We start from the raw sequence: 23,949 nt of genomic DNA on the forward strand, positions 1-23,949 counted from the left end.
CCGGCCCGCACGTCACGAGCCCGCGCGTGGCCTCGCCTTGGCCGCCGCGGGCTTCTTGTTGGCTTGGGTCGTGCCGACGAGCGCCCGCACGACGTCGCCGAGGGGGCGCACCGAGACGTTCGGGTCGAGCGCGCGCTGCACGCCGAGCCCGAGCCCGAGCGACAAGATGGCCACCGCGACGTGCTCGGCGCCGAACGGGAGCGTGATGCCCGCGCTCTCCGCCTCGGCCACGACGAGCGCCGTGACCGCGGCGCGGATGGCCTCGTGGCGCACACAGAGGGCCTCCGCGAGCTCGGGGACGCGGCTCGCGTGCACGGCGAAGGCGACCTCGAGGGCCGTCCACGCGCGGTCGCCGAGGTGCTCTTCGGCCCACACCTCGAGCGCCGCGATGCGCGTCGACAAGGTCCGCTTGCCGGCCATGGCGCGCCCGAGGGCCTCGGCGCGGTCGGCGCGGATGGCGTCGATGACGGCGAGGCATAGCTCGTCTTTGTTGCGAAAGTTCGAGTAGACGGCGCCCTTCGAGTACCCGGCGGCGAGGGCGATGCCGTCGAGCGAGGTCTCGGCGTACCCGTCCCTGAGGAAACACTCGCGGGCCGTCTCGAGCAGGGCGGCGCGGGTCTTGGCTTGGCTCTCGGCGCGCGTGAGGCGGGGCATCGGAGCCGAGAGCGTACCAAGAATCTCGCCTTGCACGGCATCCAGATTCCGCTAGGTTTCAAAAACCAACGGTATCCCAAACCCTCATGGAGGCCCCTCGTGAGCTCCTCGCAGCGTCGTCATTTCTCGGTCGTGGTCGTGGGCGCGGGCCCCTCGGGGCTCGGCGCGGCCAAGGTGCTCCGCGACGAGGGCATCGATTTCGTGGTGCTCGAGAAGGCCTCGCGCCTCGGGGGGACCTGGCGTGACAACACCTACCCCGGCTGCGCGTGCGACGTACCCTCGGCGCTCTATTCGTACAGCTTCGCCCAGAGCCCAGCCTGGTCGCGCGCGTTCGCGGGCCAGGCCGAGATCCTAGCCTACCTGGAGCACGTGGCCGAGCGCTTCGACCTCGTGCGCCACGTGCGCTTCGATACGGCCCTCTTCGAGGCGAGGTACTCCCCGCGGGACCGGCGCTGGCACCTCGACACCTCCCGAGGGCCCATGTCGGCCGACGTGCTCGTCACGGCCGCGGGCCCCTGGCACGAGCCGCTCGTCCCAACGGTCGAGGGCCGAGAGACGTTCTCCGGCGAGGCGTTCCACTCCGCGCGCTGGCGCCACGACGTCGACCTCACCGGGAAGCGGGTGGCGGTGGTCGGCTCCGGCGCCTCGGCCGTGCAGTTCGTGCCCGAGATCGCCAAGACGGCGGCGCGTCTCCACCTCTACCAGCGCACCGCCCAGTGGGTGCTCCCGAAGCCCGACGCGCCCGTGCCCGCGCCGATGCAGCGCGTGCTCCGGGCCTTCCCCAAGGCGCGCGAGGCCCTCCGCGGCGCCGAGTACGCCGCGATGGAGGCGTTCGGCCTCGGCTTTCGCCACCCGTGGCTCATGGAGCAGGTGCAGCGCATCGGCGAGGCCCACCTGCGGCGCTCGGTCACGGACCCCACCCTCCGAAAAAAGCTCACTCCCGACTACACCCTCGGGTGCAAACGCCTCTTGATGTCGAATACCTATTATCCGTCGCTCACGCGGCCGAACGTCGAGGTGCACGCGGCCGAGGTCACCCGAATCGACGGGCCCCGCGTGCGCGCGAGCGACGGCACGACGTCCGAGGTCGACGTGATCGTGTACGGCACGGGGTTCCGCATCCTCGACATGCCCATCGCCCACCACCTGAAAGACGCCGAGGGCGCGACGCTCGCCTCGCGTTGGAAGGGCAGCCCGCGGGCCTACCTCGGCACCACCGTCGCGGGCTTCCCGAACCTCTTCGTGCTCCTCGGGCCGAGCCTCGGCACGGGTCACTCGTCCGCGTTCACCATCCTCGAGGCGCAGCTCGGGTACATGACGACGGCGCTCCGAACGATGCGGAGAGGCCGGCTCGCGACGATCGAGGTGCGACGCGAGGTCATGGACCGCTACTTCGACGAGGTGCAGAGGGCCGTACGCCGCACCGTGTACGTGCAAGGCGGGTGCGGCAGCTACTACCTCGACGAGAACGGCAAAAATACCTTCTCGTGGCCTTGGTCCACGCCGGCCCTCGAGGCGCGGCTCGCGCGCTTCGACCTCGACGACTACCGCACCGAGCGCGAGACGACCCGCGCCGCCTACGCCACCGGGAGCCATGCATGATGCACCTCTTTCGAAGACACGAGCCCATCTCCGTCGCGGGAGCGCGTGTGCTCGTCACGGGCGCCGGGCGCGGCATCGGCCTCGCCACGGCGAAGCGCCTCGTCGCCTCGGGGGCACGCGTGGGCCTCGGCGAACTCGACGCCGACACGGCGCACGCGGCGGCCAAGGGCCTCGGCGATCGGGCCTTCTCGGCGCACCTCGACGTGCGTGATCCGGCGTCGTTCGCGGCCTTCGTGGCCGAGGGCGAGGCGCGCATGGGCGCGGTCGACGTGCTCGTGGCGAACGCGGGCGTGATGCCGCTCGGGCCGTTCGTGGACGAGCGAGACGAGGTGTCGCGCCTCACGCTCGACGTGAACGTGTGGGGCCTCGTCGTGGGGCTAAGGGCCGTGCTGCCCGGCATGCTCGCGCGCGGGCACGGCCACGTGGTGAACGTCGCCTCGATGGCCGGCAAGGTGCCGCTCCCGGGCATGGCAGTGTACAATGCATCCAAATTCGCCGCCGTGGGGCTGTCCGAGGCGGTGCGCCGCGAGGTCGCGGGCTCGGGTGTCACGGTGTCGTGTGTGATGCCGTCGGCCGTGCGCACCGAGCTCGCGTCGGGGGTGCCGCTCGATCGAGGCATGCCCACCGTCGAGCCCGGAGAGGTCGCCGAGGCGATCGTCGGCACGTTCCGCACGCGGGCGCCCGAGGTGGCGGTCCCTCGTGTGCTCGCGGGGTGGGACATGCTGAACGCCGTCGTGCCACGCGCCCTCGTCGACGCGGCCCTCCGCGCCCTCGGGGACCGCCGCGCGATCGAGGAGCTCGACCCCGAAGGCCGCCGCGCCTACGCCTCGCGCCTCGCCCGGCAGGCCGCGCTCACACGCTGACTCAGAATCGACCGCCCAAGGGCAACATGAAGCCTTCGCCATGCGCGGGGATCGTCGGCGTGGAGAGGCTCGCCCATTCGGGCGCACGCAGCGTAGGCGCGCCACCCTCGGCCTTGAACGAGGGCAGCTTGCCGTCGTTCGCCTTCACCAGAATGACGAGCCCGATCGCCGCCACGGTGAGGCCGATACCCGTGGTCACGCCGCCGGCGACGAGGAGCTCGGTGTTCTTTCCGCCTTGTTTTCCCGTCGGTTTGAGGCCCGCACCCAGGAGGAGCATGGTCGTGCCCGTGAGGGTGACCACACCACCGGAGACGAGCAGCACCCACCCGAGGGTCTTGTCGCCTCGGCCGTCGCTCGGGGAAGAGCGCGTGCCCCCCTCGTAGCGCACGGGGGTGGGCTCACTGCCCTCTTTCTTCGTCGAGCCCGCGGAGCCGCCCTTCTTCTTCGGGGGCGGGGGCAGGTCCGTTCCACCCGAGGCCGAGCCGCCCCCGTTCGACTTGGGCGGCGGCGGCGGGAGATCGGGCGTGCTCTTCTTGGGGGGTGGGGGCGGCAGCGAAACGTCGGCGAACGCGACACGAGGCACGAGCGTCGACACGAAGGCCCCGAGCACCAGAATCGAGACGGCCCGCCGAGCGTTCTCGCCTCGAGCCGCCACAGGCTCTCTCGAGGGGGCGGCCGTGACGCAACCTCGGGGACGAGGAGCCAGTGAAGCGAGTACGTTCGGGGTCAGCATGAAGGTAGGTCTTTTCAGGGTAGCGCGACCACGCGCGGAGCGGCAGGCGATCGTCGCATCCTCCTTCGCGCTGACGCTCGCGCTCGGTCTCTCGGGCTGCCGCGACGAAAAGCCGAAACCCACCGACATTTCCCCACCCGCGACCGGAGCGCAGCCTACGGGGGCGGCCCCGAGCGATGCGCAGGCTGCCCCGAGCAGCGACGTCACGACGGCCGCCTCGCCCACCTGGTCCGAGGGCCCGAAGGTCGTCACCGGGGGTACGGTCGACGCCGAAGCGCTCCGCAAGCGCTCGCACGCCCGCATCGAAGGCGACACGTCCGCCGTTCACGTGCTCGAGGGAGGCACCCCGTTCGAGCTCGGAAAACGCGCCTGCGAGGCGAGCGTGCCCAAGGTCCCGAAGGAGACCAAGATCCTCGTCAAGCCGAACCTCGGCGGCTTCGAGTGGTTCAAAGATCCCGCACAAAACGGCGGGGACGACGGCCTCCGCGGGCGCATCACGGATCCCGAGTTCTCCCGCGGCATCGTGCGGTGCCTCAAGGAACGCGGGCACACGAGGATCACCCTCGCCGAGGGGTGGGGCGCCAAACACGCCGACTGGGAGCGCCTCGTGCGCGTGTCGGGCTACGAGGCCATGGCCCGCGAAGAGCACGTGCCGCTCGTGGCGATGGACGACGACGGCGTCTTCGACGTCGAGGGAGACATGCCCGGCAAGCCACTCGCGCTGAAGGGCATGGAGAAGACCCACGTCCCCACGTTGCTCATTCCCAAGATTCTGGCCGAGCACCTCGAGTCGGGGCTCTTCATTTCGGCCCCCAAGATCAAGGCCCACAGGTTCGGCGTGTTCTCGGCGGCCATCAAGGGCATGCAGGGCACCGTGATGCTCTCGGACAAGTCGCCGGCGTTCAATCAGAAGTTCCGAATGCACAAGGAGCTCGGCGCCGCGCTCGCCAAAGAGAAGGCCAAGGAGCCTGGCGCCCGCGAGGCCTACGTCGCCGCGCTCGACACGTTCGCCGAGCGCATCGCCGACGTGCTCGAGGTGTCGGCCCCGCACGTGGTGATCGCCGAGGGCGCGCCCGCCATGGGCGGCGATGGGTTCTCTCGTCAATGGCCCACGAAGGAGTCGGTCGCGATCGCCGGCACGAACCCCATTCGGGTCGATCGTGTGATTGCCCAGTATCTCGGCTTCTGGAAGAACGAGGCGCTCGGGAAAGAGCTCTTGGGGAACACCACCTCGCCCCTCCTCACGAAGGCGGCCAAACGTTTTCGGGTCGACATCGAGAGCTCCACGCTCGCGGGCAACGGCGCGTCGCTCCTCGCCGAAAAGAGGCCCGCGCACCTCCTCGGTATGGCCGGGTTCGTCATCCACGAGGGCGCGGGCGTCGAGGTCAAACCCGGCTCGGCGGCGCCCACGCCAAAAGCTCCCCCAGCCCCCGAGAGCGACGCGGGCGCACCCACCGAAGGCCCGGGAGAGGGCGACGTGCACGCGGCGCGAATCTCCGACGCCGATGCCCCCAAGCTGGATGGCGCGCTCGAGGCCACGTGGAACAAGGCGAAGCCGGTACGGTTCGACACGGACTGGTCGGGCAAGGCCACGGGCACGTTCACCGAGGCGCGCTTTTTGTGGAGTCCGAAGGGCCTCTACGTGGCGTGGGAGCTCGAGGGCGCGGGCCTCCACACGGACACCTCGCGCCCGACGGACGTCGAGCGGGAGCGGCTCTACCAAGAAGACTGCGTGGAGATCTTCTTGGTGCCCGACCCCGCGCGAAAGAAGCGCTACTTCGAAGTCGAGGTGGGCCCGTTCGGCCACTATTTCGATATCGACGTCGACCGCGAGAAGAGGAAAGAAGACATCGCCTGGCAGAGCGGCGTCAAGGTGGGCACGGCTCGTGACGCCGCGCGAAAGAGGGCCACGATCGAGATGGCCATGACCTCACCCGACGTGATCGCCGCGCTCGGCGCGGGAAAGCGCCTCCCCTTGGGGCTCTACCGCATGGAGGGCAAAGAGAAGAGGCTCTACTTGGCCTTCCGCCCGACCCGCACCCCGAAGCCGAATTTCCACGTCCCCGAGGCGTTTGGTCTCCTCGTGCTCGACCCGTGAGCACGAGGGCGTCGCCGCGACCGAGCGCAGAGACGACGTGGAACGAGTCGGCTCGAGGCATCGCCGGCGATGCTTCGAGGCATCGCCGGCGATGCTTTGGGATCACCCGTCGGCGCGGCGCAGGCGTGAGCCAGGGCGACGGAGGCGGAACCCCACGAGCGCCACGGCGAGCCCGATCGCCGCGAAGCCCGCCGCGCCCTCGCCGTTCACGCGAGCCCCCGAGAGGCCGCAGCCCCCTCCCTCGAGGGTCGTGTCGCCGTCGACCGCTGGGCTCGGCGCGCTCGGCGAGGGCTGCGCACCCGAGGGCGCTGGCGTGACCGGGCCCGTGCTCGGCGGCGCGGTCGGCGACGTCGTGGGCGGTGTCGTGGGGGTCGGCGGAGGCTCGGGCGGCACGGGGCCACACCCGTCGGTCTTCGCGCTCGCGCCGTATCCGAGCTTCACGAAAGTGCCACTCCCAGTGGTGAGGTGCCGCACCGGGACGACGCGGTACGTGTACGCCTTGTCCCCGTCGGCGGACGTGTCGACGAACGAGGAGATCGTGGACGCACCGGAGACCCGCGTCTCGGGCGCCGTGCTCGCTTGCCCGACCTCGCGGCGAAAGACACGATAGCCGACGTTCGCGTCGGGCGAGCTCCCCCACGAGACGGTGGGGCGCCCGCGTTCGCAGCGCGCCGACACGGCCGAAGGAGGGCTCACCGGGTCCATGCGGAGCGTCGGATCGCCCAAGAGGAGGAACCCGAGGCTCGTCGTCGTGGTGTCGAGCGCGAGATCGCCGAACGTCCCGAGCGCGCCGAGGCGATGCGCCACGAGCGCCGGACGCGAGAACCACCCGGTGCCGACCACGGCGTTCGGGCCGAACAGCGCCGCGCGCATTAGGTTGTTCGAAAACGAGTAGTCTCCGAAATACGAGCCGAAGAGGCCGAGAAAACCCGCGTTCACGGGAGACGTCGCGAAGAGGGCCGACGTCGCGACACCCGAGGCCGACGAGGGCCCACCTGCCCCGGAGCCGAACGCGAGCGCGTACCCCGCGGGGTCGGCGAGCCCACCGAAGAAGTCCGCGCCGACCTGGGGGCCAGCTCCATAGAGGCTCCGCGAGGCGTGCACCGTCGGCGGCTCGACCTCGTACGACCCGACCGTCCCTCCGAAGGTGTTCGTTCGCCACGCGCGACGCGCGAGCTTCACTTGACCCGCGCGGTACGCGTGGTTTTTCTCGAGGTACCGGCGGAGGAGATCGGTCGACGTGAGCGGCGCGAAGACCGGCATCTCCTCGGCGTCGACGCGCCCCACGGCGAGCTCGAGGGCGCTCGGAGGCCGAATCTGATCGAACATGCCGTCCCCGGGCACGTTGTAGTGACGGTTCGCGGGAGCACCGTAGGTCATGGTGTCGGTCCACGTGCCGTCGAGATCGGCGTAGTACGTGTCCGTCGGCCAGCCGCCGGTCGTGTCGGAGTGCCCGTCGTACCCGCCGTTGCCCGAGAACACCCGCGGGACCTTGCCGAGGAGGAGCGCGTACTTGAAGCTCGGCCCGAGCGTGGCGCGGCGAGCAGCGAGCGCGCTCCGCAACGTCGTGTGGGTGGTCGTCGCAGGGTCGAACACCTCACGAACGACGCCGTAGCCCTCGGCGATCATGTCGGCCTCGAGCCGATCGAGCTCCGGCGCGAGCGCGGCCGCGTTCGGCGCGTCGACGACGATCGCGACGATGCCACGGTCCTCCGCATCCTCGGCGCGGAGCCCGACCGAGATCGTCGTGCTCGGCTGGATTTGAACGTTGCCGTCCATCATCCAACATCGAACCGAGTACTCGCGCGAGAACCCGAGCGCGACTCCCGTCTCCGTGTAGGTCAGCGGGGCAGTCTCGAGACGTACGCTCGGGCCCCACTCGGGTGTGCCATTGACGAGCGTTCCGATGCGTGGGGCGATGGTGCAGGCGATCGAGCGCGGGTCGAAGGTGATCGACACCGACGGAGGAGCCTCGGACACCGCCACGGTGGCGCACACGGAGCGCGCGCACTCTTGGGCGTGGGCGGCTCCCTCGGCCGCGAGCAGCACGGCAGGGACGAGCAAGCTACGGAGGGAGGCGAGTCTCGCGGGTCGCATGGGCCGTCTACGATGCACGACGAGGCGAGGCCATTCAGCCGCCCAAGGACCTCACGAAACAGCGCTTCGAGCGCCGACGGGCGTCACGACCTGCGATCTTCGCGAGGGCGCGCACGCAGTCTCCGCTACGCGATGGCTCACGGCAACGACGTCGCGTTCAGATCGTCGACTGTGACCGACGAGGCTTGAACTGCTGCCGGAGTGGTCACTCTCGTCGCGTCGAGCCCCACCTGGAATGTCACTTGCGCGAAGGGAGCGGCCGAGACAATGGGCAAGTCGTAGGGAACGCCGTCGATGGAGAGCTCGGCCTTCGTGCCACCAAGACGCATCACCCAGTGGTGCGGGCGGTCGGGGTTGGAAATCGCGAACGGCTTGACGCTCGAAGGGCCGCCCACGGCGAGGAACGTCCCCAAGGACGAGAAGGCGACGCGGGCCGTGACCCCGCCCACCGTCACACGCATGACGTCGACCTCGGCCCCCATGACGGTCGGGGACGTGGCCGTGAGCATCACCTTTCCTTCGACGCAGACCGCTTGTGTGCCGGCGCGGAGAGCCGCGGCGGCGGAGAGCATGCTTTGCGAGGCCATCCCCGCCGGAAGGCGAAAGGTCACCGTGTTGCCGTCGAACCCGAGACTCGGACCGAACTGGGGCACGATCGTACCTGCGTTCGTGAAGGGGGCAGGCGGAAAAGATGCCCCCTCGAAGTTGGTGGCGAAGAGCAGGTTGCCCGTGCACGAGCGAGCGGTCGCAGCGTCCGGCGCGTCGGCGTCACGCGTCGGCGGAGTGGCCACGTCGCCTGGCGCGAGACCATCGGGGAGGTCGGCGTCCGGCAGGCCGGGAGGGCTCGTGGGGAGCGCCGTGGCCGTGGGCTGCGGGGGCGAGGCGTCGGGGGCCTCGCTGGGCTCGGCACCGAACGAGGTGCACGCGAGCGGAACGAGCGCGGCGAACGCGGCCGAATACAGCGCGCGGCGGGCAAAGCGAAGCATACGACCAGGCTACCACCTGATTTCTCGGGTGCCACCCGCCGTGCACGCGCTCGCCTAGAGCTCGCAGCGAGAAGTCGCTCTCGCCTCGAGCGCTCGAGGCATCGCCGGCGATGGTTCGAGGCATCGCCGGCGATGCTCGTGGAATCCATTCAGGGGAGCGGGACCGCACGAAGGCCCGCGAGGCCCGTACCTAGGTACACGGTGCGACCCACGACCACGTGTGCCCCGACGTCGCTCGCGATGAGCTTCGAGGCAGCCGGCGCGTCGAGGTCGATCTTCGTCACGGTGGACGGAGGCGAGGGCTGGCCGGACACCCGCGCCCCGCTCGCGAACACCACGAAGGCGTTCGTCCCCGGGAGCGGCGAGACGCGCCCCACGTTCGTTCCGAGCGCGATCTCCGAGCCACCCGCGACGGCACGAGCGCGGAGCTCGTCGTTCGTGACGCCCTCGGGCTCGACGCTGTAGAGCACGTATTTCCCCGACTCGGTGAAGCCTCGGGGGCTCGCGATGGGCGTCGCGACGAGGGTGGTGGTCGTGAAGGGGGCCTCGAGAGAGACGAGCGAGAGGGCGTAGCTCGTGCGCTTCTCGAAGCCGCTGTAGCGGCTCACCGAGTCCGTCGCGACGATCGCGTGGCGACCATCGGGAGCGATGGCGAGCACCTCTTTCACGCCGGAAGGAACGAGCACCTCGGTGGTCGCAGGGTCCGACGTCGACGCTCGCACGAGCGACTCGCCGCGTGTGGTCGCGAGGAGGAACACGCCGTCGGGTGCGAGGCGAGCCGAGACGACGTCGCTCGGGAGCGCCTTCTCCGTAGCGGTGGTCATGTCGACGAGCGTGCCTCCCCCTTGAACCTTCACGGTCAGCGCGTGCTCGCCGCGGGCGCTCGTGTCGATGCCGGGGCGCACGTCGGCGTGGGTGAACACGGCTTTGCCCGAAGCGTCGATCCCGCGCGCCGTCGCCACCTGATCGGCGGCACCGCAGCTCGAGGTGAAGAGGCGCGCCCCGACGTAGCGCAGGTCCATCGCGCAGCCCGTCGATACGGCGGGCTCGATCTCCTCGGGGGCATTCGCGGCCGTCGCGGGAGTGGCGCTCACGATGCGCCCGAGCGTGGAGGGCGCGGTGGACTTCGCCATGAAGGCGACCCGTGAGCCATCCTCGGTCGCCGAGAAGACGAACGGGAGCGAGCCACCGCCGGGGACGGTCACGCGCCCGTGTGCGGCGGACCAGAAGTGGAGCGTGCCGTGACCGAAGGGCGAGCGCGTCGCCGACCAGTGAGCGACCGTCCCTCGCGAGGCCATGACGTAGTCCGAGTTGGCCGTCGAAGCGGCGAGCACCTGCGTCGTCTTCTTCGTGGTGTCGTACACCTCGAGCGACTTCGTCGGAGTGACTCCCTTGTAGTAGGCCACGAAGCCGTCGGTCGTGGCGCCGAGCAGCCGCACGTCGCCGGGAACGACGAGCTCGCCGGGGCCTTGGGGTGTCGGAGGTGTCGAAGGTGCGGGGGGCGTCGTGGCGGGGGGCCACACCGTGGGAGCAGGGCGGTCCGTGGTCGCCGTGGACCTGGGTGGAACGTCGTCGAACGCGTCGTCGTTCGACCCGCTGTCGCACCCGACCGCGAGGGCCGAGACGAAGGGGACCACGAGGAGAAGAGGGGCGCGGCGACGGAGCGTGGAGCGGGCTTCGGAGAGCATGCGCGCCCTTCAGCAACCGCCATGCCATCGAGGTTGAGTGGTTGAACCACTCGGATTTCGGGGTGCGCGCGAGGGTGCGCGAACGCGAGTTCACGCGGGGCGCGTGGGGTGTGGCCTCCGGGGCGAGGCATCGCCGGCGATGGTTCGAGGCATCGCCGGCGATGCTTTTCGTGAGCTACGTGACACTGCTGGGCAGCACGCGGATGGCTTCCCGAAGGAAGCTTTCCATGCGTCTCGCTCGGTCGGGTGGCGGGTCCCCGAGCGCACGCAGGAGCCCCGACAGATGGTCTCCCGCGACGCTCGCCCAAAGGATCGCAGCCCTCCCCATGAGGGCGCTCGCATACGTGGCGGCCACATCTTCCGGCGTCGCGGCCACCCCCGCCGGCGTCAGCTCGAGGACCGCCTCGACCAACACCGCGTCGGAGACCATCCACCTCTCGAAGGCATTCGACCGCATGGACCGATAGGGACCGAGCCGGGCGACCTCGAGCAGAACGGCCGCCGCACGCGCTCGGTCGACGTCTCTGCCAAGCACCAGATCGATGAGGATTCTGTCGAGCTCGTCGCGGAGCATCTCTCGCTTCACCTTCGAAGCGGGCGCGCGCGAGCTCTCCGCCACACTCTGCAGGTTCACCGCTCGCACGCCGTCGCCGAGCGCCAGCACGGCGTCCGAATCCGATGCGACCCGCTTCGGCTTCTTCTCGCCGAGGCTTTTGAGCTTGAGCACAGCGTCGTCTAGATCTCCCCTACGGATCGCGAGCCACGTCATCCTCCGTCGGAACGCCTCCCAGCTGTCGAGCGAAGGTCCGCCAAGGTAGCTCGTCCACGCCCTCGCTCCATCAGGCAACGAGGATGACCGAGCGAGCCGAGCTTCGGTGTCCCTCCACCACAGGAGCACGTCGCGTGGACAGTCGTCTTTCTCGAGCGCCTTGCCGAACTGCGCCAAGGCCTCCTCCATCCAACCCACGTCGCGAAGGAGAATGCCGGCGCGCCGATGCCCGACGGCAGTGATCGCCTCCGCCGCACCCAGCGCCTGGAGCGTCGCGGCGCCTATCCTTTGGCGAGCGGAGGGGTCCAAGATTCGAGCGTCCCCATGAAGGCAGACCAGGTAGTCGACGAGCTCTTCGGCCGATCGAGGTCGAGCTCCGTCACCGAGGCGACGCTCGGGTCTGCCTTCGGGGAACAGGATCGTGCTGGGCTCGCCGTAGCACTGGTAGGCCGCCCACGTGTCGTCGCCCGGGTGCCCGAGCCGCGCACGCCTCCTCGCGCGACGAACCGCGCGGCCGAAAGTCTCCCCGCGCAGCAGCTCGTCGTAGAAGGTCTTCGCGAACGTCGCTGCCGCAGCGTCGCCGACCGCCCACCCCGTCACGACGACCACACGCACCCCCGCCCGCAGGAACGCCTGAGCGACGCTCGACGCCACGCGGGTGCCCTCCGCGAGAGAACGGCCCGAGAAACACGCGTTGAGAAAGGCGAGCTGCGGGACCTCCGTCATGCGTTCGACGAGACGCGGACCGTCCCAGAAGTTATCGCCGAGGTACAGCTCGCCGACACCGGCCTCGTTCACACGGCCGTGGGTCGCGAAGTGAACGACACGGTACGCCTTGCTGACCTCGCTCAGCGCCGAGAGGGGACCTTTGCCCACGAGGTGCGTGACTCCCCATGTGGGCCCGGGAGCCCGGGCGAACGCCGACGCGACCTCATTCGCTTCGGCCGCCGCGCCCGGAAGGTCGGGCAGATCGCCGACTTGTGGGTTCCCCACGACGAGCGCGAGCGGCGAAGCGCACGCTACCACGGCGTCGTTCACGACGCGTTCGGTGAGGACGCGCACCACCTCGTCCCGCGGCGACGCGACGCCGTCGACCACGTCGGGCAGTAGGAGCTCCCATGGAATCGCTGCTGCCCGCGCATCGACGTCGAGCACGAGCCCTTGACCGTCGTCGATCGCGAGACGGAGGCGACGGTTCGTGATCGCAGCGTACAGGTCTTCCGCAGCAGTCGCGCGGTCAAGCGACTCGTCGGCCAAGGCTTCCGCGGAGGCGAGCACCGAGAGAGGAACGTCGATGAGACTGCGGCACCGCGCCGCCGTCCCTTGCCCCGTCACCACGGTCAGTCGCAACGACGTCGCGCGGACGCGACCGTCGATCTGTATGCGAGACCACGTCTCCCAAGCCCCTTCGGAGGCGGTGCGGTAGCCGTAGAACCCCTCCGTCGTGCGCATCGGCTCGATCGCGTCGACCTCGCCCCGATCGACCTCGAACGAGAACCACTGCACGACGTTCCGCAGCGAGGCCGCAAACCGGTTGGCGAGATCCCGGTACGGCTCACACACCTCCACGCACGCGATGCGCCTGCCCTTCCCGGCAGACGCCACCGCGCGGTTCGTGAGCACCGAAGCCTCGATGAGCGCGACGAACGCCTCCTCCGGTCCGAGAGCGCTCTGCCCTTCTACGCTCGGGACCTCGAACGACAGGGTGACATCGACGGCCCCACCGGAACCGCACGACCAGGAGGTCAATGCACGACGCACGGCCCCTCGAAGCCCTCGCTTCGTGAGGCGGCTCCGCAGCCCCACGTGGACGAGCAACATGGCCGGCGCTCCCTCGGCCGGGTCCTCCGGAAGGAGCGTGTACGCGCCGGCACAGGTGGGCCACGCTGCCGTGCCGCGAAGGGCGCCGAGTCGATTCCGATAGATACGGTCGAGCGCCGAGCCGGACTCGGACAAAGGCTCTCCAGAAAAGACCGGCAAGACCAGGACACCCTGCCCGGTGTAGAGCGCCCCATGGACGATCCGAGGCCTGAGCGGGATCGAGGGGATCGAGGGGTCTGCGGGATGTGCATCTTCGGTCAACGCCTTGAACGTCGATGGCCGAGCGCCCGAAGAGAACGCCCCCGGTAGGGGGACGCTGCCGAACGCAGCCGCCAAGAGACTCTCGTCGAGCGGCGCGGCCGAGGGACGCTCCTTCCGCAACGGAACCTTCGCCGCTTCGGAGACGCTCGAGGAGCGCCAGGCTCGCCCCGCCAGCATGTCCAGGATGGCCCTGGGCTCGATCCTGTACGGCATCGCACCGTGCTCGGCGTCGGCGTAGTGGTACTGCACCGATGGTATGCCCGCGGCCGACGACCATGGCACGGTGCCATCTCCCGAAGGTGTCGTCGAGAGGTCGAGGTCCGAAGGAGAAGCCCCGAGCACACCGTCGGGAGTCCGGTCGGCCTTCCCGAACACGTAGTGCGTCGTGATCCCGAACGGGTCCTCGGCGAGCCACGCGTCGCGTTTCTGCCAGAACACCTCCGCCGCGCTCTTCGCGTCGGGGTCTACGCGGCATAGGTCGAGCGCCAGGCGCGCGTTGTGCGACCTCGGGTCGAGGAGCTCGACGAGCCCCGGAAACGAACGCACGATCGCGCGCGCGTCGTGGAGCGGACCATCGAACGCGTCGAGCATCGCGAGGAGCCGATGACGCCCCGAAAGCACGAGGAGCGGCTCGATGGCCCCACGAAGTGGCGTACCGAGCATCACGAACCGGGAGTCACGCTCTTGAAGCCGCTTCTTCAGCTCGGGCGCCAGGTTGAGCATCGCCGTGACCACGAGCCCGCCCATCGAGTGAGCAACGAAGTGCACGGGGCCGAGCGTCTGGGCGAGGCGCGTCTCGACCGCGGTCTTCAGCGCTTCTGCCGATTCGAGGATGCTCTTCCGCCAGTCGTACTCCCAGGGGATGCTGGTGTACGACTCGGAGAGCGCGTCGTGGAGCGAGCCGTAGTAGGGCGCGAGCACGGAGAGGGCGCCGACCTTCGAGTCACCAAGTCCGTCTTTGGCCAGGTCCAGATCGTCGAATCGGCCGCGACGAAGCTTCCACACGTTGATCCAAATCGGATCGGCGGCGTTTGTGCCAAGCGTGCTCCCCATGATGCCTGGCAGGAGGAAGACCGTCTCCTTCGCATCACCGTCGTCCGGCCCCTGCTCCACGAGCACGGTCGCGGTGCCCACCGCGTTGGCCACGAGCTTGGGCACGACGCCGCGCCTCGTGTCGTCGTCCAGCAGCGCGCGTGCCGCTTCGGGATGGGTGAAGTAGCCGAAGTGGTGGGAGCTCGAATCGGCGATCGCGACGACCCGCTCACGCACGGCATCGGCAGACTCGGAGGGGGGCGCCAGCCACATCGACGCCGTGGGAACCACCAGGTCGTTCGGCTCCCCGTAGAAATAGTCCACGGCCAACATGCCCGCTCGGGCGAGCAGTCCGGTCGGGCGAAAGGTACCGGCGACGGCCAACGTGCGGGTGGCAGAGGCCGGGCCGCGGCGTTGCAGCGCGCCAACCAGCGCGCCCTGGGGATCCATGGCCACGAGCCCCGGCACAGTCCGCGGGTCGTTCGTGCGCCGCAAGATCTCGAGCACCACGCGCTTCGCGAGCCCGAGGGCCAGCGACGGCCCGGGGACGAGCGCCGAGGCCGCCTCGAGCACGATCGACAGGTACGTGTTGAGCCGCTTCCCGGCGAGCGGCGTGCCCCCCACGGGCGAGCCGACACGAACGTGTCGACGTACGCGGATGTGCTTCGCCTCGAGGGTGGCGCGGAGCTTCGAGAGCGCAGCGCATTCCGCCTGGTAGGCCTCTCTTCGGCGCTCGACCTGCGCGCGGTCGACCGTCGCCTCCACGCGTTTCATCCATCTCTCGAACCGGCCTCCTTCTTCCGAGAGAGAGAGGTCTTGAGGCGGCCAAGCGAGGAGCTCCCCGATGAGGCCACCGCGGGAGTAGCTGAGGATGTCGAGCTGCGCTCCGGGGGCCAATTGTTCGACGAGCGTGAGCGCGTTGGTGATCGGGCTCTCGCTCATCGTCGCCGACGCGAACGCGAACACCCGATCGGGATAGCGGGAGACGATCTCGGTCCACATCGGAGAGGAGCCGAGGTGCCGAAAGCTGTGCTCGGGCAACGAGAACGCGCCGTGCAAGAGGAGGAGCGCGGGGGCCTCACCCTCGATGCCCTTGCGCGTCCAGCGCTCGGGGGCCTGAAACGCCGACGCCTCTGGGGACACCTGGAAGAGCCCGAACCGGCTCGAGACAGCCTGCTCGACGGCCTTCACGGCCGCGTCGACCCCTTGGCCCACGATCTCGTCGAGCCCGGCGAGGGCGAGGTGCTCGATGACGAGGTCCGAAGCGCCAGAGCTCCGTCGGCCCCGTCGAAGCAGCTGCGCCGTCGCGTCGAGGTCCGCGACGCGGCAGTACAGCGCGCCTCCACCGACGACGTCGGCGACACGCAGGAGCTCGTCGCTCCCAAGCTCCTTCGCCGCGGCGAGGGGGCTACTGCCTCGCTTCGCACCCGTGAGGGGTGTCGTGCGCAGCGTCCCAAGCCCTTCCCCAAGCTCCTCGACCCGCTCGCCACGTGAGCGCGACATAGCCATCCCACCACCTCCGATCCCTCGAGGCTATGGGCGAACGACTTAGGACGGAACGAATTTCTCGATCATCGCCGCAAGTCGCCGAGCTTCGCGAGGAGCGGCGTGCTCGCCCAGTGCTCGACGAGGCCCTCGTGCATCGGCGCCGGTACGACCGAACCGACGCTTGCGTAGGCCGAGCGGGCGCGAGTGATGCCCTCGAGCAGCTCGTCACGGAACCAGGAGGCGCGGGCAGCCTTCGCGGCGTGGGCGACGGCCTCGTCGTCCAGAAGGCGGAAGCGATGGGTGCTCCCGAACGCGAGGGGGAGCGTCGGCCCACCTGCCAAGGCCCAACCGAAGTGCTCCCTCCACGCGACTGTGGCGACCTGGTCGTAGCACGGGGAGAGCTTGGGTCGGGGGGCGCCAGCGGGCCAAACGAACGCCCAGTTCTTGAGGTGCGCGTCGTTGTTTCCCGACGCGAGGACGAAGCCGAGGCGACGTGTCGCTTCGCGCGCTTCCTCGTCCCCCGCTTGGTCTGCGACGAAGGCGACGAGGCTCCCAGCACCGAACGTCCCGCGCTCGAGCACGCCGTATTTGTGCCTCGGCGCGAGGCCCAACGCCTGGCAGAGATCCTCCACGTGAAGCTTCGTGCCCGAGGGCGAGCGATCGAACCGTTCGATGGCGAACGCCGTGCCGTCCTCTGGCACCCACCCCGGGTCGATGCCGCTGAGGAGCTTGGTGGACACGATCTCGTGCGCGGGCACCTCCAGCCCGGAGGCACGCGTCCACGCCATCGTCGCGCGCTCGACCTCCACGAGGCTCGCCTCGCCTCCCGAGCCGGAGAACGCTCCGGGGAGCTTCACGAGGTACTGCCGTGCCCCCTTCGTGGCTCCGAGGACGAAGCCGCTCCGAACGAGCGACATCGAGAATTTGAGCTGCATGCCGGCCACGGAGGAGAACCGGAGGCGATCGTCCGTCGCGGACGGAGCCTCGAGCTCGGGGCCGGAGTCGCTCGTGTCGACGGGGCGAGCTTCGACGCCGCCGGGGAGATCGTGGCCGAGGGCAGCCAGAAGGCGGAACGACTGGGTCTCCCGAATGCCGAGCCGCGCACAGAGGTACTGCCTGAGCTTCTTCGGCGCGTGAGGATCGTACTCCGGGAGCAGGTTCTCGAACCATGCCGGCATGGTGCCGCCGGCCTCGACGAGCGTGCTCCGCAGCGGAACGTGGGCCGACAACCGGGGAACGTTCTCCTTCGCCCAGGCCTCGTCGGGCGTCCAAACCACGCGGCCGTCCCGGTGATGCTCGAGGTGCCCGACCGTCCTCCCGGGGAGCGTCACGCGCAGTCGCGTCACGCGCGCGCTCACGTGGCGAGCTCCACGTAGTGCTCGATGGGTCGCCAAACCGGCTCGTCGTACCCCGCGCGCGCGTTCAGGAACGAGGCGACATCGGCGCGGAGGCGCGCTCCACGGTGACGGAGTAGCGCCTGATAGTCCTTCTCCTTGAGCATCTGGAGCGCGACCTCGTCGAGCAGGTGGCTCTCCAGCATGGCGCGATCCCGTGACCACCTTAGTTTGCGCAGGACTCCACCGAGACCGGAGTGGCGCCAGTCCAGCAGAACGCGATTTGCTGCCGTTTTCGCGAGGGCTCGCGCGTCGGGATCGAGGCGATCCCACTCGGAGCTCCGGACGATCTCGCGGGCCACCCTCTCACCCAACCCGATCAAGCTGCGGAGATGCACCGGCCCATCGTGATCACGAGGCCCCTTCTCGAGGAGCACGAGCAGCTCGACACGGCTCGCCGCGCTGCGCGCGTGAAATGGCCGGAGCTCCCAGCTCGCCTCGCGCCGCTCCCCGACCTTGGCCACGAGGGCGTCGAGCGAATCGCGTTCGTCGTCTCCGATGGCCTGCACCTGCCACCGGAGCAGGCTCACCGCGGCCCGCTCGTGTGTGCCGGTCACGATACCTCGCCATACCCACTGCGCCAGGCGCGCGCGCGTGGCCGGAGCCGGCTCGGGGAAGCGGTGGAAGAACTTCGCGAGGATGACGAACACCACCGGATAGGGGAGCACGGCGTACGCCGGAATGCCGGGCCCCGGCTCGGGGTCGTCCGGGCGGGCCTGGAGGAAGGCTACGGTCCGGCGAAGCGCGGGAACGGCATCGGCCTCGGAGACGAGCCGGCGCGCCGCCTCCTCGCCCAGGCGTTCGAGACGCTGCGTCGGATCGTGCCCGCTCATGGCGAGCAACGCCTTCAACGCCTCGGGCCGCGGCGGCTCACCGAACCCGTCGACGTCGCACGCGGATTGGAGGCGAGCGAGGAGCGACGGTGCCCGAGCTCCCACGTCGAGCTCGGGCCCGGCGGGGGAGCCAAGCAACGCGTCAAACACCTCGTCGGCGCGCATGGGTGCCCCGGAGCTGTTGAGGCGCGCAAACACCCCACGGAGCGGTCGAGGGTCGTCCGTCTCCATGACGTACGCGGGGAGGGAGTAGTCCAAGATGCGCTGCTGCACCTGCTCGACGTGCTCTTGCTGATCCTCGCTCAAGGCGCATCCACGGAACCAACGCCCGAGGCGGCGGAGGTCCCCGAGCACCGCCGCAGGCACGGCGAACCCGGCGCGCGGCGGGACCTTCTTGTCCGCTTGGAACTCGCGCGAGTCGGGCCAGTAGCTCACGGCCCACCGAGGGTCACCGCCGTGATCCAGCTCGGAGAGACTCGCTGCGAGGGCCACCGTGCGCTGCTGACCGTCGACGATGTAGAAGCCGTCGTTCTGCGCGGGGACGTCGAGGTTCGCGGCCCCGATGCGCACGGCCCCTGCGGGGAGGTTCTGCTGCTTCCAGAAGAGGAGCGCGCCCACGGGATAGCCGCGAAGGAGGCTGTCGAAGAGCTTCACCACGTCGTCCACGCCCCAGCGGAGAGGACGCTGGAAGCTCGGCACCCGCACGCGGCCCGCCACGACCCGCGCGACGAGGTCGCGGACGGTGAGCGTCGTCGCAGCGGGGGGCCGCTCGAGAGGCTCGTGCAGAGAGCGCGGCGACGTGGCTGCCATGCCGAGGATCCTACCCCCTGTGGCGCCCCGGAGGAACCGGCCGAAGCATCGCCGGCGATGCTTCGAGGCATCGCCGGCGATGCTTTTCAAACTTCGCGGAGCAGCTTCGCCAACGCGCGAAAGCCTGCTCGCGGCAAGAACCGCAAGGCAAAGCCACACGGTTGCCCCGGCTTGGTCGCGACCGCGCGCACCTCGACGTCGAACCCGGCGGCGGCCATTCCCTTCTCGAGCTTCTCGGCCGTCGCGCGCTCCTCGGGCGTCGTCGTCTTCCCCATGGGCCGCTTCGTTTGCGCTTTGGGTTGCGCCTTGGCGCGAATGGCCTTTGCGGCCTCTTCGACCTTGCGCGCAGAGGCCCCCTTGCCGAGCTTCACGGCGCCCTTCGTCAGCCCCTTGCGCAGGAGCTCGGTCGGGGTGTCGTCCTCCGGCGTGGCTTTGGCGAGGTCGAGAAACGCGATGGCGCGGCGCTGCGACCCGAGCTCGAGCGCCGCCTCCCGCGAGAGCTCCGTCGCGACGCGGATCGCCCCCATGACGAACGCCTCCGAGAGCCCACACTCTTTGGTGCACAGCGCCGCGAACGAGGTGTACCCGAGCGCCGCTTCGGCCTTCATCGCCCGAAGCTCCGAGAGGTCGCGCCCCAGGTCCCAGTAAGCACCCGCGAGAGTGCGCTTGCGATCTCGGATGGAGATGAGCAACGCGGTAGCGCGGTCACGCTTGCGAGCCAAAGCGGTGGAAGCGGCCTTCTTCGCGTTGGCCGCGAGCTTGGACGGGAGCTTGGAGGTGGTGATCATGGGTCGTTGGATCCGGGCTTAGGGGGGGAAGGAGAGGCTGCGTCGGGGGCCGGGGGGGCTGCGTCGGGTACGGGGGCGGCTGCCTCGGGAACGGCTGTGTTGGACGTGGTGGGGCTCGCCACAACGGTCGTGACGGTAAGGGGCCTGAGCGCCTTCAGGACGCTGGACACCGTGGACCTCACCTCCGCGCTGCCTCCGTCCTGATGCACACGCTCCTGACATTCCAGCGCCCTGACGACGGCGTCGAGGCGAAGTTTCTCGGAAACCCCGCCATCCAGCTGGGTTTCCATAGCGCTGATGCACCCTTGGTGCCCCTGCTTGCGGGCTTCAAGGGCTTCCTTCGCGCGGTTCTGCGCCTGCTGCATGGCGTTCAACGCGGCCATGGCGGCCTTCTCGACAGCTTCGGCGGATTCCACCTTGGCCCTTGCCGCCGCAAGCGCCTCCTCGTGCTCTTTTTTGCTCTTGGTCGCGTCACGTTCAACCCGCTTGAGCTCGGCCTTGGCACGATCGAGATCCGAGGTCGCCGCTCCGAGCCTTCCGCTGAGCTCCGCCTCCGCCTCCGCCGCCTCCGCCTCCGCCTTCGCCTTCGCCTTCTCCGCCTCCGCCTCCGCCTCCGCCGCCTTCGCCTCCGCCTCCGCCGCCTTCGCCTCCGCCTCCGCCGCCTTCGCCTTCTCCGCCTTCGCCGCCTCCGCCTCCGCCTCCGCCGCCGCCAGCTTCGTCCCCACCACAGCCCCAACACCAACCAGCACGAAGAATGCCGCCATCAAACCAACCCCCCAGCGCCCCCGGCGGGCCCGTTGAAGCTCCTTCGAAAGCACCCGACGAAACGCGGCCTCGGCGATCGACAACTTCGCCGAGCGGCCCTCCAGCCACTGCGCGACCCGCTCTCCGAGCTCACCCGCCGGCAACACGCCCGCTGTGCCCCACTCGTAGACGAGCTGCAGATGCGGACGATGCTCGACCAACTTGCCCCACTCGACGGAGCGCCACGCGGCCCTCCTCCTCGACGGGAGGGCCGCTTTTCCTCCGAACACGTAGTCCAGGATCGGGTTTCGGCCCTCCAGCTTCCACGCGCCGTCGGCGTCGCGCGCGCGAAGTGTCGCTGGCGACGCCACCAAACCATGCTCCACGAGGGCGAGCACGGGCGGGGAGTCCTCGGCCACGAGCCCGGGCACCCGAGCTTGGAGAGCCTCGGCTTGGCCGTTCATCAACGCGCGGTACACGATCAGCGCATCCACACGGTCTCTCACGGGCCGGTGCTCGAAATCCTTGTGCACGACCTCGACAAGCTGCGAGGGCGTGCCTTGGTAGCCTACGCTCGCGGACGCCGCGAAGAAAATGAGGTCGGCCGCCCGCTCGACCGAGAGCACCTCCTCGCTCCCAACGTGGCCGCCCTCGTGAGCGAGGAGGAGACACATCGTGAGGTAGGGGTGCCCCTGGGTGAGCTGGAAGACCTGGCGCACGTACGCGTCGCCGAACCGAGCCGACAGCCCGGCCAGGTCGGCGAGCGAGAAATCTGGCAGATCGAACGGCCGGGCACCCGCGAAGCGCGCATCGTACCCGGGAGCATCACGAAGCGGGTGGCGCGTGCCCGTGAGAACGAGCGTGAAGCCGGTCTCGCGCTGCACCGCGTCCAGCGTGTCGAGTACCTCGCGCGCGTCCTCCACCTCCGCGATGTCCTCGATATCGTCGAGCAGAAGGACCGCCGGCCCACCGGGCGCATTCGAGGCAAAGGCCCGGAGCTCGGCGCCAAAGAAATCCAGCACCGACCCCTCGGATGGCATCGTTCCCACCGCCCCCCGGCTCAACTTGGCCTCGCGGTGCAACGCCGCCACGAACCGGCGCACGAACTCGCGGGTGCTCGCGACCTTGGCGGTCTTCAGAACGAAAAGAGCGACGCGCCGCTCCTGCTCCAGGAGCGTGGCCTTCGCGCGGAGCAGCAAGCTCGTCTTCCCGAGCCGAGGGGGCCCGACAAAGATCACCACGCCCCCGGTCTCGAGACGCGCGAGGAAGGCTTTGTCCTGCAAGTCCCGGGGTATGGCAAGGTCCAACCGTGCGTTCACGGCGCCACCGGTTGGGATTTTGGGACTCACCGTAGCCGCCCGATCCAATCCGCTACAGCACCGTAGGGGACGGGCGGGCTGCCAGGCCGCACGATGCCGCCCACCTCGAGCGCGAACGTGGCCCGGTTCGCCGGCCGTTGCTCGAGCTCGACCGCCTCCTTAGCGGCGCGAAGAAGCTCGGGCTCCTGCAGCCACTCCCAAGCCGCCCGAAAAAACGGAGCCAGCGGGCCGTCGTCGTCCGACGACGTGCAGATCGCCCGTTCGAGCGAGCTCCCCTGTTCAACGGCCGCAAAGAGAAGCTTCGTGAGGTACGGATGGCCGCCCACTCGGTCACGCAGCGCCTCGAGCTCGCCGTGCGCAAAGTCGACGCCCCATAGCCTCCCGAACGCACGAGTCCCCTCCGCGGACAGATCGCCGATCGTGCACTCTGGGAGCCGCATGGCCCAATACGCCTCCGAACCGAGCTCCACGAACGGGATGTGGCTCGTCACCACGAGCCTGACGTGGGCTCGCACCTCGGGCTCGTCGAACGCACCGAGCAGCTGACCAAGCACCTCACCGCGGGCACGGGCGCCATCCTCCCCCGACTCAAAGGGGCTCATCGCCTGACCATCCGTCACGTGGAGCACGACCGGTCGCTCTGACGAGCCCCTGCGGGCGGCGTGGCGAACGGCCTCTCCCACCGACGCGAGCTCGGCCCCGCCAAGCTCGTACAGCCGAGCCGGATCCCGCAGCGAAACCGGCGCGACGCTCACGCCGAGCCGGCCGAGCAGGGCCGACTTGCCGAAGAACCGCGGACCCGAGAGGAAGACGAGGCGCCCCCTCTCCAGAAAGCCCCGCGCCCGCTCCTCCACGGCACGCACGAGCCATCGGGGAGCGTTGATCTTCGGGCTCATCGTAGCCGCCGGATCCAATCCGCTACGGCACCGTAGGGGACGGGCGGGCTGCCAGGACGGACGATGCCGCCCACCGCGAGCGCGAAGGTGGCGAGCGTCGTCGGCCGTTGCGCGAGCTCGACCGCCTCCTTGGCGGCGCGAAGAAGCTCGGGCTCCCGCAGCCACTCCCAAGCCGCCCGAAAAAACGGAGCCAGCGGGCCGTCGTCGTCCGACGACGTGGCGATCGCCCGTTCGAGCGAGTGCCCCTGCGCAACGGCCGCAAAGAGAAGCTTCGTGAGGTACGGATGGCCGCCCACTCGGTCACGCAGCGCCTCGAGCTCGCCGACCGCGAAGTCGACTCCCCATAGCCTCCCGAACGCACGGGTCTCCTCCGCGGACAAATCGCCGATCGTGCACTCTGGGAGCCGCATGGCCCAATACGCCTCCGAACCGAGCTCCACGAACGGGATGTGGCTCGTCACCACGAGCCTGACGTGGGCTCGCACCTCGGGCTCGTCGAACGCACCGAGCAGCTGACCAAGCACCTCACCGCGTGCACGGGCGCCATCCTCCCCCGACTCGAAGGGGCTCATCGCCTGACCATCCGTCACGTGGAATACGACCGGTCGCTCTGACGAGCCCCTGCGGGCGGCGTGGCGAACGGCCTCTCCCACCGACGCGAGCTCGGCCCCGCCAAGCTCGTACAGCAGCCGAGCTGGATCTCGCAGCGAAACCGGCGCGACGCTCACGCCCAGCCGGCCGAGCAGGGCCGATTTGCCGAAGAACCGCGGACCCGAGAGGAAGACGACGCGCCCGTTCTCCAGAAAGCCCCGAGCCCGCTCCTCCACGGCACGCACGAGCCACGGCTCGCCATAGCCGGAAAGGGGAGCCTCTTCTTCGACCTCCATACATGGGAGACTAACAGAATCCCGGCCGCGTTGATGGCTGCTGCCGCGCCACGAGAATGACGCGACGCTTCTGGCGCCAGCTTCGACGGCCCAACCTCCAGCGACCAGCGTCACCACAGGTGGGGTCCCATGACCGATTTTCGTGGCCGTCACCTCCGACGCTCGCTTACGCTCGAAGCTAGGGGT

15 protein-coding genes are annotated in these 23,949 nt (G+C 69.6%); 3 read left to right on the plus strand and 12 right to left on the minus strand.

All coding sequences use genetic code 11. From position 1 onward, the window contains the following. Positions 1–12: 12 nt before the first annotated feature. Positions 13–654 carry a TetR/AcrR family transcriptional regulator gene (locus IPK71_03935; GenBank protein ID MBK8212876.1) on the minus strand — a complete coding sequence of 214 codons (642 nt, stop codon included), beginning with the start codon at positions 652–654 and terminating at the stop codon, positions 13–15. A 99-nt stretch (positions 655–753) separates the two neighbouring features. Here IPK71_03935 and IPK71_03940 point away from each other — a divergent pair, with 99 nt between their 5' ends. Further along, the gene (locus tag IPK71_03940) at positions 754–2,256 is read left to right on the plus strand and encodes an NAD(P)/FAD-dependent oxidoreductase (protein MBK8212877.1); all 1,503 of its coding nucleotides are present in this window, start codon (positions 754–756) and stop codon (positions 2,254–2,256) included. After that, on the plus strand, positions 2,256–3,119 hold the full coding sequence (locus IPK71_03945; protein ID MBK8212878.1) for an SDR family oxidoreductase: 864 nt from the start codon (positions 2,256–2,258) through the stop codon (positions 3,117–3,119). The genes IPK71_03940 and IPK71_03945 overlap by 1 nt, the downstream gene beginning before the upstream one ends. 1 nt (position 3,120) lies before the next feature. Here IPK71_03945 and IPK71_03950 read toward each other — a convergent pair whose 3' ends face one another. Continuing rightward, positions 3,121–3,714, minus strand: coding sequence for a hypothetical protein (locus IPK71_03950; protein MBK8212879.1), 594 nt, complete (start codon positions 3,712–3,714; stop codon positions 3,121–3,123). A 136-nt stretch (positions 3,715–3,850) separates the two neighbouring features. On the opposite strand from IPK71_03950, the gene IPK71_03955 reads away from it, so the two are divergent. After that, complete coding sequence (locus IPK71_03955; GenBank protein MBK8212880.1) at positions 3,851–5,950, plus strand: DUF362 domain-containing protein; 2,100 nt, start codon at positions 3,851–3,853, stop codon at positions 5,948–5,950. Positions 5,951–6,052: 102 nt separating this feature from the next. On the opposite strand, the gene IPK71_03960 is transcribed toward IPK71_03955, so the two are convergent. The 10 genes from IPK71_03960 to IPK71_04005 all read right to left on the minus strand — a co-directional run bounded on the left by IPK71_03960 (position 6,053) and on the right by IPK71_04005 (position 23,880). Continuing rightward, positions 6,053–8,047 (minus strand): hypothetical protein, encoded by a 1,995-nt coding sequence (locus IPK71_03960; protein MBK8212881.1) that lies wholly within the window; start codon positions 8,045–8,047, stop codon positions 6,053–6,055. Between the two features lie 137 nt (positions 8,048–8,184). Then, positions 8,185–9,033, minus strand: a complete 849-nt coding sequence (locus tag IPK71_03965; protein ID MBK8212882.1) for a hypothetical protein — start codon at positions 9,031–9,033, stop codon at positions 8,185–8,187. Positions 9,034–9,182: 149 nt separating this feature from the next. Then, entirely contained in the window at positions 9,183–10,721 is a 1,539-nt protein-coding gene (locus tag IPK71_03970; protein MBK8212883.1) for a hypothetical protein, read from the minus strand. Positions 10,722–10,896: 175 nt separating this feature from the next. Continuing rightward, on the minus strand, positions 10,897–16,107 hold the full coding sequence (locus tag IPK71_03975; protein MBK8212884.1) for a CHAT domain-containing protein: 5,211 nt from the start codon (positions 16,105–16,107) through the stop codon (positions 10,897–10,899). A 68-nt stretch (positions 16,108–16,175) separates the two neighbouring features. Next, positions 16,176–17,450: a HipA domain-containing protein gene (locus tag IPK71_03980; GenBank protein MBK8212885.1), complete on the minus strand. Its 1,275-nt coding sequence runs from the start codon at positions 17,448–17,450 to the stop codon at positions 16,176–16,178. Then, positions 17,447–19,129 (minus strand): DUF262 domain-containing protein, encoded by a 1,683-nt coding sequence (locus IPK71_03985; protein MBK8212886.1) that lies wholly within the window; start codon positions 19,127–19,129, stop codon positions 17,447–17,449. The genes IPK71_03980 and IPK71_03985 overlap by 4 nt, the downstream gene beginning before the upstream one ends. 86 nt (positions 19,130–19,215) lie before the next feature. Further along, the gene (locus IPK71_03990) at positions 19,216–19,917 is read right to left on the minus strand and encodes a hypothetical protein (GenBank protein MBK8212887.1); all 702 of its coding nucleotides are present in this window, start codon (positions 19,915–19,917) and stop codon (positions 19,216–19,218) included. Then, positions 19,914–21,944, minus strand: coding sequence for an AAA family ATPase (locus IPK71_03995; GenBank protein MBK8212888.1), 2,031 nt, complete (start codon positions 21,942–21,944; stop codon positions 19,914–19,916). The genes IPK71_03990 and IPK71_03995 overlap by 4 nt, the downstream gene beginning before the upstream one ends. 62 nt (positions 21,945–22,006) lie before the next feature. After that, entirely contained in the window at positions 22,007–22,876 is an 870-nt protein-coding gene (locus tag IPK71_04000; GenBank protein ID MBK8212889.1) for an AAA-like domain-containing protein, read from the minus strand. Next, complete coding sequence (locus IPK71_04005; GenBank protein MBK8212890.1) at positions 22,873–23,880, minus strand: AAA-like domain-containing protein; 1,008 nt, start codon at positions 23,878–23,880, stop codon at positions 22,873–22,875. The genes IPK71_04000 and IPK71_04005 overlap by 4 nt, the downstream gene beginning before the upstream one ends. Positions 23,881–23,949: the final 69 nt, after the last annotated feature.

The sequence above is a fragment of the Myxococcales bacterium genome, assembly GCA_016712525.1.
GTDB lineage: Bacteria > Myxococcota_A > Polyangia > Polyangiales > Polyangiaceae > JAAFHV01.